The 13,724-nt window shown below is 49.5% G+C and carries 17 protein-coding genes and 6 pseudogenes; 11 read left to right on the top strand and 12 right to left on the bottom strand.

Translation table 11 applies throughout. The features are described from left to right. Positions 1–337: 337 nt before the first annotated feature. From NA197_RS14975 to NA197_RS14945, 7 genes and pseudogenes are all read left to right on the top strand, one after another. Positions 338–646, top strand: a complete 309-nt coding sequence (locus NA197_RS14975) for an RAQPRD family integrative conjugative element protein (RefSeq protein WP_001164828.1) — start codon at positions 338–340, stop codon at positions 644–646. Further along, positions 639–872 carry a TIGR03758 family integrating conjugative element protein gene (locus NA197_RS14970; protein WP_000132410.1) on the top strand — a complete coding sequence of 78 codons (234 nt, stop codon included), beginning with the start codon at positions 639–641 and terminating at the stop codon, positions 870–872. Before NA197_RS14975 ends, NA197_RS14970 begins: the two co-directional genes overlap by 8 nt. 9 nt (positions 873–881) lie before the next feature. Next, positions 882–1,199 carry a TIGR03745 family integrating conjugative element membrane protein gene (locus NA197_RS14965; RefSeq protein ID WP_064043279.1) on the top strand — a complete coding sequence of 106 codons (318 nt, stop codon included), beginning with the start codon at positions 882–884 and terminating at the stop codon, positions 1,197–1,199. 1 nt (position 1,200) lies between these two features. After that, positions 1,201–1,440 (top strand): annotated as a pseudogene (locus NA197_RS14960) (TIGR03750 family conjugal transfer protein); the annotation flags it as partial. Between the two features lie 108 nt (positions 1,441–1,548). Continuing rightward, positions 1,549–1,962, top strand: a pseudogene (locus tag NA197_RS14955) (PFL_4703 family integrating conjugative element protein); the annotation flags it as partial. 16 nt (positions 1,963–1,978) lie between these two features. After that, positions 1,979–2,978, top strand: a pseudogene (locus tag NA197_RS14950) (hypothetical protein); the annotation flags it as partial. A 201-nt stretch (positions 2,979–3,179) separates the two neighbouring features. Continuing rightward, positions 3,180–3,671, top strand: a complete 492-nt coding sequence (locus NA197_RS14945) for a GNAT family N-acetyltransferase (RefSeq protein WP_000404200.1) — start codon at positions 3,180–3,182, stop codon at positions 3,669–3,671. Positions 3,672–4,023: 352 nt separating this feature from the next. Here NA197_RS14945 and NA197_RS14940 read toward each other — a convergent pair whose 3' ends face one another. Continuing rightward, on the bottom strand, positions 4,024–4,347 hold the full coding sequence (locus tag NA197_RS14940; RefSeq protein ID WP_001098042.1) for a helix-turn-helix domain-containing protein: 324 nt from the start codon (positions 4,345–4,347) through the stop codon (positions 4,024–4,026). Between the two features lie 83 nt (positions 4,348–4,430). Further along, complete coding sequence (locus tag NA197_RS14935) at positions 4,431–4,775, bottom strand: helix-turn-helix domain-containing protein (RefSeq protein ID WP_001172095.1); 345 nt, start codon at positions 4,773–4,775, stop codon at positions 4,431–4,433. Between the two features lie 76 nt (positions 4,776–4,851). Here NA197_RS14935 and NA197_RS14930 point away from each other — a divergent pair, with 76 nt between their 5' ends. The 3 genes and pseudogenes from NA197_RS14930 to NA197_RS14920 all read left to right on the top strand — a co-directional run. Beyond that, positions 4,852–5,127, top strand: coding sequence for a helix-turn-helix domain-containing protein (locus NA197_RS14930; protein WP_001074456.1), 276 nt, complete (start codon positions 4,852–4,854; stop codon positions 5,125–5,127). 112 nt (positions 5,128–5,239) lie between these two features. Beyond that, positions 5,240–5,374 (top strand): annotated as a pseudogene (locus NA197_RS14925) (PTS glucitol/sorbitol transporter subunit IIC); the annotation flags it as partial. Further along, positions 5,375–5,971: pseudogene (locus tag NA197_RS14920) on the top strand (Gfo/Idh/MocA family protein); the annotation flags it as partial. Positions 5,972–6,006: 35 nt separating this feature from the next. Here NA197_RS14920 and NA197_RS14915 read toward each other — a convergent pair. The 9 genes from NA197_RS14915 to NA197_RS14875 all read right to left on the bottom strand — a co-directional run bounded on the left by NA197_RS14915 (position 6,007) and on the right by NA197_RS14875 (position 11,719). Further along, positions 6,007–6,552, bottom strand: a complete 546-nt coding sequence (locus NA197_RS14915) for a hypothetical protein (protein ID WP_000718702.1) — start codon at positions 6,550–6,552, stop codon at positions 6,007–6,009. A 14-nt stretch (positions 6,553–6,566) separates the two neighbouring features. Further along, positions 6,567–7,607 (bottom strand): ParB/Srx family N-terminal domain-containing protein, encoded by a 1,041-nt coding sequence (locus NA197_RS14910; RefSeq protein WP_000617193.1) that lies wholly within the window; start codon positions 7,605–7,607, stop codon positions 6,567–6,569. 181 nt (positions 7,608–7,788) lie between these two features. Continuing rightward, positions 7,789–7,968, bottom strand: a complete 180-nt coding sequence (locus NA197_RS14905) for an Arm DNA-binding domain-containing protein (RefSeq protein WP_229023603.1) — start codon at positions 7,966–7,968, stop codon at positions 7,789–7,791. 557 nt (positions 7,969–8,525) lie between these two features. After that, the gene (locus NA197_RS14900; RefSeq protein ID WP_000940054.1) at positions 8,526–9,323 is read right to left on the bottom strand and encodes a helix-turn-helix transcriptional regulator; all 798 of its coding nucleotides are present in this window, start codon (positions 9,321–9,323) and stop codon (positions 8,526–8,528) included. Between the two features lie 116 nt (positions 9,324–9,439). Beyond that, complete coding sequence (locus NA197_RS14895; protein ID WP_000409331.1) at positions 9,440–9,715, bottom strand: type II toxin-antitoxin system RelE/ParE family toxin; 276 nt, start codon at positions 9,713–9,715, stop codon at positions 9,440–9,442. Positions 9,716–9,718: 3 nt separating this feature from the next. Next, entirely contained in the window at positions 9,719–9,967 is a 249-nt protein-coding gene (locus tag NA197_RS14890) for a CopG family ribbon-helix-helix protein (RefSeq protein WP_000168386.1), read from the bottom strand. Positions 9,968–10,043: 76 nt separating this feature from the next. After that, complete coding sequence (locus NA197_RS14885; protein WP_204902444.1) at positions 10,044–10,877, bottom strand: DUF4942 domain-containing protein; 834 nt, start codon at positions 10,875–10,877, stop codon at positions 10,044–10,046. Positions 10,878–10,992: 115 nt separating this feature from the next. After that, complete coding sequence (locus NA197_RS14880; RefSeq protein WP_001194750.1) at positions 10,993–11,334, bottom strand: TA system toxin CbtA family protein; 342 nt, start codon at positions 11,332–11,334, stop codon at positions 10,993–10,995. 43 nt (positions 11,335–11,377) lie between these two features. Then, positions 11,378–11,719 carry a type IV toxin-antitoxin system YeeU family antitoxin gene (locus NA197_RS14875; protein ID WP_064043038.1) on the bottom strand — a complete coding sequence of 114 codons (342 nt, stop codon included), beginning with the start codon at positions 11,717–11,719 and terminating at the stop codon, positions 11,378–11,380. An 18-nt stretch (positions 11,720–11,737) separates the two neighbouring features. Between NA197_RS14875 and NA197_RS14870 the strand changes: the two genes are divergently transcribed. Continuing rightward, positions 11,738–12,649: a 5'-nucleotidase gene (locus tag NA197_RS14870; RefSeq protein ID WP_001536490.1), complete on the top strand. Its 912-nt coding sequence runs from the start codon at positions 11,738–11,740 to the stop codon at positions 12,647–12,649. A 77-nt stretch (positions 12,650–12,726) separates the two neighbouring features. On the opposite strand, the pseudogene NA197_RS14865 reads toward NA197_RS14870, so the two are convergent. Continuing rightward, positions 12,727–13,603 (bottom strand): annotated as a pseudogene (locus NA197_RS14865) (phosphorothioated DNA-binding restriction endonuclease). Positions 13,604–13,724: the final 121 nt, after the last annotated feature.

Genomic DNA, 13,724 nt, shown 5'->3' with positions numbered 1-13,724 from the left:
CGGTTGTCAAGCATCATGGTGACAACTAATTTGTGGTCTTTCCAATACATTAACCTTGAAAGACCACTTTTGCTCTTTGGGCAATAAAATTAGCAGCACTTGGCAATAGTGTCTTCTCGCTCATAGCAGACAGTGAAGTTTGATCGTTTGTTGCCACAGAACAGAGCCGGATGAATCCTGAGCCTATACATACCACAGGGTGCATTACCCTCTTCAGAAGTGGCATTGATAACCTAGCCACTTCTGAAAATTTTTATTCGATGTAAACAATTCCTCGCTGATCTTTCTCCAGCCTCTCATCTACCCTGCCCTGAATACGCTTCCTGAGAAGGCTGCCATGCAACATAGTCCATTATTTCTACTGTTGACTTTACTCATAGGGCCACAGGCCTATGCCTCCCCGGAATCCACCCAGCTCGCCCTCGCGCTGAAACAACTCGACGGCGTGAAAATCTCGCTGGAGCGTGCCCAAACCAGCTCCAGCACCGATCCACAATCGCGCTACTTCTTCGACTACTTACAGGCGCAGCAGGACATCTCCGCCGTTAAACAAGGCATCCACCGCTACCTTAGCCCAGCAAGAGCACAGCCACGCGCCATCCAGCCCCTGAGCACCAGCTACCAGCGGGAGAACCCTGATGACTGACTCGCAAATCGCCGCCTTTCAGGCCGCCAGCCTGAGCAAACCGGAGACCGTCAGCCTGCTGGTGCTCGGCCTGTTTACCAGCGTCCTGCTGCTGTGGTGCGCCTGGACGCTAATGGTCGCCTGGCAGGGAGTCTGCCGCCAGCGCCTGAGCTGGCAGAGTTTTGGCGCGGTGGCGGCCCGTTCACTGTTACTGGTGCTGGTCAGCTTCTGGCTGGTACTGAGCTGAGGAGGAATCATGCGCTGGCTTCTGTTACTGCTGTTCGCCACATTTAACGCCCTCGCCGACCTGCCGACGATGGAAGACCCGTCGCGCGGCCAGGGTCAGGGCATTATGGAGACGCTGCAAAACTACGGTTTTGACATCGTGGTGCTGCTGGCGCTGGCCATCTGCGCCGTCGGTTTTCTGGTGGTGGCGAACAACTGCATTGCCACCTACTCGGAGATCCAGAGCGGGCGCAAGCAGTGGAAAGATCTGGGCTCGATGGCGGGCATCGGCAGCATTCTTCTGGTGGTCATCATCTGGCTGCTCAACCAGGCCTCGGACGTACTGTGAAATGGCGACCATCCTCTTTCTCCCCGACCGCCTCAACCGCGAGCCCGTGGTCTGGCGCGGCCTCACCACCAGCGAACTGTTTCTGGCGCTGGCGAGCGGTCTTGGCGGTGGCTGTGCGTTCGGCATTCTGCTGGCCCTGATAACCCACTACTGGCCGTTAATCCCCGGTTCGGCGCTGGCGGGCGCGGCGTTACTGATTCAGGGCGGTGGGCGGATTCTGGCCCGCGCCAAACGCGGCAAGCCCGATAGCTGGCTGCCACAGGCGATCCTCTCCTGGCTGGAGCGCCATCATCTTCGGGGTACACCTAGTCCAGCACAGCACCGTGTGGGTGGTGCGCAGGAGTCCGCGATGAGCCGCTTTCGCCATGCGCTGGCCGAGCGCGATAACCATATCCTGACGCTACGGGCCGTGATTGTTCTGCTGTGCCTGTGTCTGGCTGGCGTCGGCTACGGCTGGTACAGCGCGCCGCAAAAGCTCACCCTCTGGTTCCCGCCGGATCTGCGCAGCGGCAGCACTCGTCCGTGGTGGGAGGTGCCGCCCGCCAGCGTCTACGCCTTCACCTTTTATATCTTCCAGCAATTGAACCGCTGGCCGGATAACGGCGAGGAAGACTATTCCCGCAACCTCCGCTCGCAGCGAGCCTACCTGACGCCCGCCTGTTACACCCGTCTGGAGCATGATTTTCAGGTACGGCGCAACAACGGTGAACTGCGCGAGCGCACGCGCGGCGTGTATGAACTTCCCGGCCACAGCTACAGCAACCTAGTGCATGACGGCGATAAACGCCCTGTTCGACCTGTTACCAGCAGGCACTATAATGAACCTGACGGTGGTGGTGTATCCGCAGGACAAACTGGAGCAGCACATCAGCCACCTTTCCGACCGGGCGATTGGCGACAATACCGATTCGGAATACACCCGCCGCGACTGCCACGAAGTGCGCAGCTATCTGAAAGACGGCCATAAGCTCTACCGCAGCACGCTGGCGTTTTACCTGCATGCACCCGACATCGATGCCCTGTTTCGCCAGCAGCGCCAGCTACACAGCCTGTTGCTCAACGCCGGACTGGTTCCGGTGCAAGAACAACACGAAGTCGCCCCACTCAGCCACTGGCTGCGCCAGATTTGAAGGCGAACTATTTAACCGTGAAGGCCAGATGTGGCCGGAGGCGGATATCACCCTGGTGGATCTCGCCACCTTTGCCCTCGAAGGCTACGAAGCCCAGCTTGCCATCAGCTATATCTCACTGATTAACCATATCAATAACCTCGGCGAGCGCGACCAGCATCTGGCGAGGCCTATCGTCAATATCACCGATGAGGCGCATATCATTACCGTCAATCCGCTTCTGGCGCGGTTTCTGACTAAATGTTCAAAGATGTGGCGTAAGCTCGGGATCTGGCTGTGGCTGGCGACGCAGAACCTGGCGGATTTTCCCGATGAGGCGAAGAAGCTGCTCAATATGATCGAGTGGTGGGAACTGCTGGTGATGCCGCCGGAAGAGATCGATCAGGTGTGCCGGTTTAAGGCGCTGACGGAAGAACAGCGGTAACTGCTGCGCTCGGCGGTGAAATCACCGGGGCAGTATACCGAGGGTGTGGTGCTCTCGCCGCGCGTTGAAGTGCTGTTTCGGGTGATGCCGCCAGCGCTCTATCTGGCGCTGGCAATAACCGAGAAGCATGAGAAGGCCGAGCGGATGCGGATTATGCGGGAGATAGGGTGTAGTGAGGTGGAGGCAGCAAAAATAATGACCAAGACCTCTTTTGCCTATCGATGATACTTCGTTTGTTTATCAATTATGATTGTAATCTTGGCAAACTCAGATTTACACTTAAATGGAAGTACCCTCTGATAATTAAATGCTTAGTTTTACGCCGAACAATCTAATCTTCTGTTACCTTTATATGTTTAAAACCACTTTGAATAAGCATAATATCCATGTATAAAATCGATTAAACACATAGAAAGAGTGGTTTACATGGAAATATTAGCTAAGAGCCCTAAAAATTGTAGTGCAGATGAACTGAAACTATTTGAGGAACTCGTACTCATGGGTGACGAAGTCGATCCCAACGGTCTGAAAGATAGAATATTAAATGCTGAGCAACTTTTTTTTATCAAAGAAGATAAATATGTTGGTATTGCTGCACTTAAACGACCGAAAAAATCTTATAAATCAGATGTTTTTTATAAAGCAGGTTCTTCTGATGAAGATAAGTATGAGTACGAAATAGGCTGGATCTATATCATTGAAGAAGAGAGAGAAAATGGATATGGAGGAATGTTAATGGATTCCATATCTAATTATTTATCTAATAACTCATCTAGCAAAGCTTGCTTTGGTACTGTTCGCGAAAATAATACTGGCATGCAACGTTTATTCGCCAAGCATGGTTTTTCAAAAGTAGGCCATTCATACAACAGTACCAGAGGGGAATATTCCCTTGTCCTATACGTACCCTATGTATAGCTATGCCTTTGTTATAGTTATATTTTAAATCAAAGGTTCATAGTTGACATTGTTAAATGTTATTAAACTAAGTAAGCGCAGCGATTACGAATCGCTCACTTTACTTTCTTGTCTGACCTCTCTTGATTTGCATAAGCCCACCATTAATTAGCCCCCCAAAGATCATATAATCACACAGTTTAAAAAAATTATAAAATATGTTGTTTTTACAATCAGCCACCGCCTTTAAATGTCATTCCCATCCTTCTCCATTGATATTTTTCAAGAAATAATTCCTCATCTGACAATTTACTGTTCTATAAACACAGACGTTTGTATAACCCTTGAGACAAATTATATTGTAAATTTTCTGTCAAATAACCTTTTTCTTCGCATAAGCAATAATATCAACACGTTCTGATTCGGATAATGCCCAGAAAACTAGCATCAACTCCGCCAAATCATCATCTTCAGCATAAAAGTAAGCCAACGGCACCCGTAAAACCTCGGCCAGTTTTTGCACTATCTCCGTTCCCGGTTCATGTACACCCTTTTCATACCGATTGATGCGTGTACTGGCGACAAATTCATCAATGCCCGCTGCGATCCCCAGTCGTTTTTGGGAAAGCCCACTTGCCAGTCGCGCCTGCTTCAGGCGACGGCAAAAAATATCGTTGTAATGGTTACTTGTATTCATAACTACGAGAATCGTAGTTTTTGCTTGCTGCCGATACTACGATTAACGTAGTATCACAGTAACAGGTTAAAAGAGGCCGTATCTTAAGCATCATCTTTAGGGGAGATACCTACCATCTGGCGGGACGTTTCTAGCAACTGGAGTTGCGCATCAGGAGAGAGGGCAGCGAAGTTGAGAATCAGTTCAGCAAGATTCTCATCAGAAGTGAACAGCCATGGAAGGGGAACATTCAGCACATCAGCTATCCGTGCAACGGTTTCCATATCAGGCCCATGAACACCTTTCTCGTAGCGATTGAAACGGGTGCTTGCAACAGAAGGCTCTACAGCCGCAGCAATCCCCACAGCAGTCTGAGAAATGTCTAAGCGCTGTCGGGCTTCTTTTAATCGACGGATGAAAACATCCCTTTGTCTAAGTCGTTTTTGCATAACTACGAGATTCGTAGTTTTTTAATGACTTAGTTACTACGAAAAACGTAGCATAAGGATTGAAGAGATAAACGAAATGGCTAAAAAAGACTGGCACCCCGCCGGCATCGTTGCCGCTTTACACAAGCGCGGTACCAGTCTGGCGAAACTATCGCGGGAAGCGGGACCGGCCTCGTCAACACTGTCGAATACCCTGACGCGCCCGTGGCCGAAAGGCGAGTGGCTGATTGCCATCGCGCTGGAAATGCATCCATCAGAAATCTGGCCCGGCCGTTACCTCAATGCCAGTAACAAACGTGAACCCCGTAAACCGCTTCACCCCATGACAACAACCGACAACTCCGGGACATAACGACCCGCGCTGTGAGTGGCAGGACGCATTAACCAACGATACCTGACAGGAGAGTTGTTTATGCACACCGAACCACAACCATGCACCATCGCACCACTCGCAGGAGGCCGCCATGTTTCTGGTCTCCCTGGCTGAAGGCTTTATCCACCTGTTCCAGGCCGCAGGCATAATCTTCCTCGACATGATGACCGGGCTAATCCCGATGCTCATCTGCCTGCTGCTGGCCATCAACTTCCTGATGAAGCTGGAAGCCGGGCGCATCCTGCGCGGCCATATCAGCATGGACGACGTGATTAGCGTGCCGACGGAGTGGCTGGACTGGGCGGGCGCAAGCTCCCCGGTGTGGTTTCTGGGTTCCCACTGCTTTGACCTGGTGCGCCACCTCTCCGGCCAGGAAGTGGTGTCGGTGTACGCCGTCGGGCAGAAGCGGCTGATGGTCGAATGCGGTCTCGACACCTTTGACAGCGTGCAAAGCCTGCTGACAATGGCCGATGGCAGTTCGTGGGTGATGGAAAACTCGTGGGTGCTGCCGGAGGGGTTTCCGAAAGACAACGACGGGCGTATCGATATTCTCTGCAAGGCAACGTATATCCGCAGCACTTCACAGCATCGCGGACTGGAAATCACCACACCGGGCATGACGCTCACGCCCAACAGCTATTTCATCAACTACCGCAACGGCGTTGCCAGCGGTTTCGGTATCGATTCTATAAACGACTTTGTGCGGGCGGTCATACATAAAGCGCCGTACCCGGTCACCGCGGTGGACGGACTGGCGGTCAGCCGGATCTGCGAGGCGGTACACCAGAGTCTCGATAGTCAAAAACCAATGTCATTAAAATAGTCGGCCAGCAGGGATGCTGGTATCCGCAAGCCCGTTTAATCACGCTTAATTTGTTTATTCTGGGAATAAACATACCGGAATCTGTCCCCGTATATTGATTCAATATCCAGGACAAAATCCAAGCGGGCAGAGTCTAAAGCCGCAGACCGAAGGATAAGTGAATCGCCTGAGCAGCGCTCGTCAGTCCCCCTTGCTTCAATTAAGAAAATCTCCTCGCCAACTTTAAATGAATCATTAGGTCTGGGTCCGCCAATCACAAAGCACTGGATATCCAGGCCTAACGCCTGCACTGCTCCGACAAAAATATTCCCGGCAACAGGTTCAACTTTTTTGCCATTGACCGTTACAGATATAGCAGAGACAAATGCAGTTCCCATTCCATTATTGATGATGTAAATACCCGATTTGTTCACCCGCCCGTCATTTGAAAAATAAGCGTTCATCCGCGGCTCAACAGAAATATGGTTATGCTTTATTTGCTCCTGCCTTTGCGACCAGGTAAACCACAGGGAAAGCAGCGCGATAATAATTCCGGTGAAGGCGAGAAGAGTATCTCTGTATTCCCTAAAAAATGCCGCCATTTGTTATCCTTAATTCAACATTGATCGTTAACGCCATTAAGTACCCTGTCCCGATAGTCTTCCAGCTGATGCCGCTGCAGATAGCTTTCTAACTCCTGTGCCCAGCGAGTTCCTTCGCCGAGCGTCGCGCGGCTATGGGTTGAGGCATAAAGATAACGTGTATCATAAAGATTAATCAGCGTCTGATTTACACTATCGATTTTGCACTTCGGATTTTTGAGCTGCTGTTCTAAAGCCCGGACAATACGGGCCCGATGTTCTTGATCGGTAGCAAAATCCCGTTCCTGTAATTCGCTGAGCACCAGAAATGAAGGAGGGATATCTTCTGCAATCGCTGCCTGTAAACGATAATGACCATCAAGAATAACAAATGAACCCAGCCCTGCTATATACCAGACAAGAACTGGAGGCAGCGCACCCTCACGGCATTTTTTACGCCACCATTTTAACCTTCCGGCATCAGGTTGTATAGGATAACGTCCGAATAGCAGGCTACCACCCCACCACCAATCCACTAATCTGACTTTGGCAGGATTAACCAAATCAGGAAAATCTCCGCCGTAGAGCGTCCAGCTACAACCGATATTCCCGCTGCTTTCTGGAGATTCAAAACGCCAGCTATTTGCAGGAACACGCTGTCCGGATAATTTCGGTAATGAATATTTGGCCTCCATCGGCCTTATCAGCCATCGGCGAGGAGACAGAAGAGGCACTGGCGCATTCATTAATTGCCGGGAAAAATAGCGACACCATTCACCTGTCCAGGCCCGTTCGCCTTTGTTTTTAATACCCTCAATATCTTCAGATGTGACAGCCGGTAATAATGTCTGGCAAGCGGAATGATCGGCATTAAACACCAACCAGACACCAGAATGATCTTTCAACATCGATGCCCAGAATAATGTCTTCCCGGAGACCTGTAGCGCCATCCGCCCATAACGACCACTTAGCATTTCCATTGCCACGTCGGTCCTCTGGCTGCTCTTGAGTGTCAACTCCAGACCCTGCCAATTATTATTGCGATCAAAAAGATCTTTCCACCAATATTGGATCATTATCATCTTCCCTGATAAACAGAGGGTTAGTCTAAAACCTTTTGTAGTGGTCAAGTAATATTGGCCGCGGTTTTACAGTAAAAATGGTATCTGTGCTCTGACTCTACCAGCGCTTTTGGTAATGTCACAGCTACAGTTCGTGGGAAAGATGTAAAGCTCGAAATAACGCAGCACCCGCTTCTTATGTTCTACCGACTAGTTCACGTTGCTGGTTACCCATTCGCGTGCCACCCACAGGCTCAAACGTATGTTCCGGCGTTATAGCAAGGCGTTCAGCCTTTCGGTGCGCACTCGGATCGATGCCGGAAATCAGTAGTAATTGGGCCTCTTCACGCATGCGTCTTGCCTGTGCAAGCGTCAAAAGCGGATCAGAGCCTAAAGCGAGCTTTTTTTCTTTGTTTACAAAGCGGTACTTGATGTACTAGCGTTTTGAACCGTTAGGGTTAACCAGCAGGTAAAGTCCATGCGAGTCACTGAACTTATACGGCTTGCCACAAGGCTTGGCGTGGACTATAGCGCGATCTGTTAGTGCCATTTGGGGGCCTCACTATTATCGAACTACGTCTAAGCCCCCAATTTGGCCCCCAAATCACGTGGATGTCAATGGATGAAAAATGACCAACACGGAAAGACCATTAAATAAATATGGTTATTATCGAAAAATAAATTATCTTTGAATTACAGGTGGATATGGAAGAATTTGGACGGAAATGGACGCAAAAAAAGCCACCATTAGGTAGCTAATTATTACATCACTTGGTGCGAACGCCGAACTCGCACATTACATTAAACCTCATGATTTATAAATAATTTAAATATCATCATTGATAATATACCAACACAGATACCAACACATAAATTCATTGATTTTCGGTATCGAACCCGGACGATTAATGCCAGCCCGAGTTATTAAACCAATCACTCATCATCGTCTTCCACTGGTTCCAGCACGTCAAGCGCAACTCTCACCATCGCGATAGAACCAATACGGACAAAAGCGTCTTCACCATCCTCATCGGTCAGCATGTAACGATCCGTTGTTTCAGGTTCACAATCCAGCATTTCAAAAAACGCGTTCAACTGACCGATTTCACACGTCTCTTCGTTTTGCGGCGCATCAGTCTCAACGCACAGTGGAATCTCACCCCCTCCGTTCACCAGGGTGATATGGACATTAAAATAATCGTCTTCGCAGTCATCATCCTCTTCGTCAACGATTGGCCGCAGACCATCAGACAAAAACTGGTGAAATACCACTTCACGCATATTTAACGCATACCGATACTCGGAAGAATCAAAAACGAAGAAGCGCTCTGTGTTTGGGGCGGTTTTTTCCTGAAAATAATAATAAAACCTCCGCTTATCCGCCGCTGAAATGGGCAACAGCAAATAGTCCTGATATCCCTGTAGCCAAAGTTTTACGGTCCAGAGACCACTGTCCATTTCAATGCCGCTTGTGGCTATCGCTTCAAGATCTTCATCGGTTTTACGACGCTTCTTGCGGAAGTCGTTTATCAACCGATCGCTTTCCGGGAACACGACATTTAGAGGCTTATCCAGGGCATTGCATATTGCCTGTGCGAGACTCAGCTTTGCGGCAACTTTTCCGGTTTCGATACGTTGAATTTGCTGCTGGCTGGTGCCAACCATAAATGCCAGTTCGCGTTGGGTGATAGATAGCTGGGTACGAAGCTGTTTGATGTTGTTCTGTAACATGGCATCCATCCTTCATAAGGGGCAGAGAGTGCCATTAAAACACATAAATGAGTAAAGACACAAAATTGTGTTTTTTTCCTCAGTAATCAACGCTCATGGACGAAAAGAAAATTCCTTCATCGTTCTTCTTTCGTATGCCAGAGATCCACGATATAGATATCATTGTCACGGAGTTCGTAGTGAACCTCGTAGTCATCAAACAACACTTTTCGGACTTGCCGAGGTTCATACCGAGTCTGCTGTACGCCAATTGCTGGATGTGCTGTAAGATCAGCGCATCCAGTAATCAGGCGATCCAAAACGTCATCGGCGTGCTGGCGGCTATACTGAAGGGCAAAACGGTAGATACGCTCCAAGTCATCCTGAGCTTTAAGCGTCCAGTAAATTTCCATTTATCAAGCTTTCTTTAAACGGTTGGCAAAATCTACCATATCCGAATGACTCACCACACGACCAGCATCCACATCGGCAAGACCGGCCTGGATACTCTGATGACGCCGTTCTCTTTCTGCCAGCATACTGGTCAATGCTTCCTTAATAATCCAGCTCTTAGAACGATCTAACTCAATTGCCAGATTTTCAACAGCAGCAGCCAACTCAACTGGAATCTGGGCGCTGATGGTCTGTTTAGCGGAAGAAGCCATAGGGATTACCTCGTTTAATAATACTTAATAACTCCTGTTAAGATTAGCATAGAGGTGCCTATAAAAACATCACATCTTATTTCACAGGCAACATCCCCGGATAGTGTTTAGCCACGATATCATTCATCTTTTCCACCAGATCCAGACGCTTAAACGTGATATGCCCGCTGCCCTTCTGAAAATAGCGAATGGTGAACAAATCATCTTCGAAAACCTGCTGATGCGGATTGTCACGCACAAAGTCCATAAACCGGATGGATACATCATGCCGGTTGTCGGGAATAGTCTTCCCGTCAAGCAGGTACAGCATCCGCTCCAGATCGGCGAGCTGATCGCGTCGCCAGCCCCAGTTCAGGCTGTAGCCCCATCGGTCATGCTTCACCAGATTGTTGACGATAATCCTCTTGCTGAAGTAGCAGGGATTATTGGTTTTATAGTCCCACGACAACCCTTTGAACACATTGATAATGCCGCGTTCAAAAACATCCTGCTTGTTATGGTGCAACTGTTTAAAGGTACTCAGAATATTGGCTTTACTGATGGCCGGAAGATCGCCTTCATCCAGATCCTTTGCCCACTGGTTGCGAGCCTCGGCATCCATCAACGACAACATCCCCGATTTCAGCATCAGGTCACGCCAGATGCTGCGATCGATATTGCGGGCGATAACTGGCAGGGCTTTGTCCGTTGCCTGCATCAACCAGCAGTCAAAAGCCCGCCCTTGCCGCATCGCCCAGTGCTCCGCCGTGTTGCCGCCAATACTGGATGTCAGGCGGGAAATCTCATCAAGCTGGTAGATGACGGCTTCAATCTGTTGCAGCGCCGCATTCCGCCCGGTGACGATCCGTTCAATATTTGTCGAGCAGATAAGTTCGTTATGGTTAGTTAACACTTCAGCTTCTGTTTGCATAATTTTCCGTCCGTATAAAAGCAAACACGCCTGCCGGGAATGGCAGGCGCATTATGCAGGGAGTTAACAGGGAAGAAAGATCGGGAATGTAATATGGGAAGGCTGCTCGCAAGATTCAGTGTGCCGCGAGATAGCGTTGACGTCGCAACAGACCCGTAGCCTGTCGCGCCCGCAGAATGTCTACAGCCCGAAGATAGGGTGATTGTTCCTGCCAGCTAAATCCCTTGCGATCGATACGAACCAGCTCGTATTTCTCTACAATAAAGTTCACGGCATTAGCCAGCGTGATACCGGCGTCAATGTGTTCCTGAATCACCTTCTCTACGCTAAACGGCGTGTCACTGAGTTCGAGGCCATAATGTTTAGCCAGTAAATGGGTCAGCAGTTTTTGCCAGATTTCGACAGGCGACGGCTGTGACGGGGTCGCCCGGTGTGGGTGGTTGTATTGGGTTTGCATAATGAAATTCCGTTGGTAAACAGATAGTGAGGGGGGATGCCGGTCAGTTTTTAACGACGGTTGGGTAAAGCGAAAGATAAACGTAACCGAACGATCCGCGAATGTCGGCTTCGCAGGTTATGCCCCGGAGTGCAGTCGTAAAGCGTCTGGCTTCGCGCGGATTGAGTGCGCCAGTGCGTAAAGCGACCTCCATGCGTTTAATAAACATTGGAAATACGATATTCAGAGTCTTTAGTTGCGCCGGGGTAAATTCACCGTAAATACCCGCCCGGTCAGCCAGATAGTGCAGGTGATTACCTTCCTGAACTAACCGGGCGCCAAATGATGGGAAGACATCGTTCCGTAGTCCCCATACTGGCGTGGATTGTGTTTCATTTGTGTCCATTTTGGATTTTCCGTAAATATGATTAATTCAGGGTCACACAGCGCAGGAGTGCATACGGGCCATGCCGATCCGGACAGCGCCATTGAAAAATACCGCGCTTATATGCTGGAACACGAAAACCAGCCTTTACAGCCCGGAACAGGCTACCCCTTAGTCAAAGCGTTGCTGGGTCTGAACCGGTACCGCCAGCCGGATGATAAATCGCCGTTGGTTGAGGTTGTTGTGATGTCGCGTAACAGTCCTGATACAGGTATCCGCGTTTTGAATACCATTCGCCATGACAAACTCGATATTACACGTTCAGCTTTTACCGCAGGCGAAACCGTTGCCGATTACCTTGATGCCTTTGATGTGGATCTGTTTTTAACAACTAACGTTGAAGATGCGCAAAAGGTGATTGATTCCCGATTCTGCGCCGCTGCAATCCTGAAAGATCCACCTTCTGACGCATCTGATATCCCGGAAGGGCAAGTGCGCATTGCTTTTGACGGCGACGCGGTACTTTTTTCCGATCAAAGCGAACTGGTTTATAAGACCCAAGGAATGGCTGCCTTTCATGCTCAGGAAGACGCGCAGCAGGATATCCCTATGGAAGAGGGACCTTATGCCACTTTGCTAAAAAAAATAGCCAAGCTTCAGGAGCGATTGCCGACCCGCGTTGAGTATTCTCCTGTTCGTATTGCATTGGTGACAGCCAGAAATAGCCCTTCGGAAATGCGCGTTATTAAAACGCTAAGAAGCTGGGGGGTATATGTCGATGAAGCTTTTTTTCTTGGCGGTGTAGAGAAAACAAAAGTTCTGAAGGCGTTTAAACCGCATATTTTCTTCGACGATCAGGACGTGCATTTGATCGCAGCGGCCAAGGTTGTATCTTCTGGAAAAGTCCCTTATGCCAGTAACTCCGAACTTGCAGAACGTGAAGCATCGTAATTATCGCTGACAAACCATTTCGTCATCAAGGCTGAATGGTTTGTATGCCACACGCAAAATAACTGCCCTACCCCAGCTCAATGTTCCCCTCTAAACACCTCTTTCCTATGCCATTCCACAAACCGCTCGCCCGGATAATTTTCTTTAACCGGGGGCAACGCAATCGCCTTTCCCGCAAAATCCCAGAACAGCCGCTGTACCACCCCACCACCATTTACCGCGTCGGAAACTATCACACGCATATTTTCATCCAAACCAATCGAACCACGATCAAACGCTTTATGATGGATTGCGCACAATGCCAGGCCATTAGGTACTTCACAAGGGCCATGGTTCTGCTTCCATCTGATATGGGCAGCTTCCAGAGCAATTGGCGCATTGTCGTGGCGCATGTTGAAGCCGCAGATCGCGCACTGATAATTGTAAGCACGTAGCACCATCTGGCGGAACTTCGGATCGCGTTGACGGAGAGAGGTGCGAATATCAAAACCCATCTCGTCAGCGATGTCTTCCTGAATACTGACCGGGAAATGCGCCTCCAGGAGCTGCTGCGCCAGCGTATCAATTAACCTGTGATTTTTTGCCACCAACGCAAAATTATCGGCATCAAATCCACCCTCGACATTATATTCGATGAGTTCACGACGGGGCGGCTGGCGGCTACCCTTGGTTGAGCACAGTTCTGCGTTTTGTAGTTCCCAGAAGCCATCGCCCTTCAGACGCCAGAACGGCATGTCCGGGCGCTGGTCACGACGCTGCGGTCCATAACGTTCCAGGAGATCCAACAGGGGCTCGTAGATTTCAGAGCCATAGTTAAACAGGCGATCATGACCCTGCCGATAGTGTGAGAGGACGTGCAGCAGCAATAATGGCTTATGTGGCGCACGCTGTTCGCCTTTGCGCCACATAGTGATTATTTGATATCGCTTGCTTTAGGGTTTTGTCAGAGGCCATTACATTGAAGAATCCATGAGCACATATTTGCGATGATGCTCGCAACTATATGTACATTCAAGACTTTATTGCAGATATCTTTTTTATTTGTCAGCTCTGTACCTGGCAGATGAAAACCCGA

It is taken from the genome of Salmonella sp. NW884, assembly GCF_051700745.1.
Lineage (GTDB): Bacteria > Pseudomonadota > Gammaproteobacteria > Enterobacterales > Enterobacteriaceae > Salmonella > Salmonella enterica.
The sequence above is the reverse complement of the archived record's forward strand: the minus strand, read 5'-3'. Positions and strand labels throughout refer to the sequence as shown.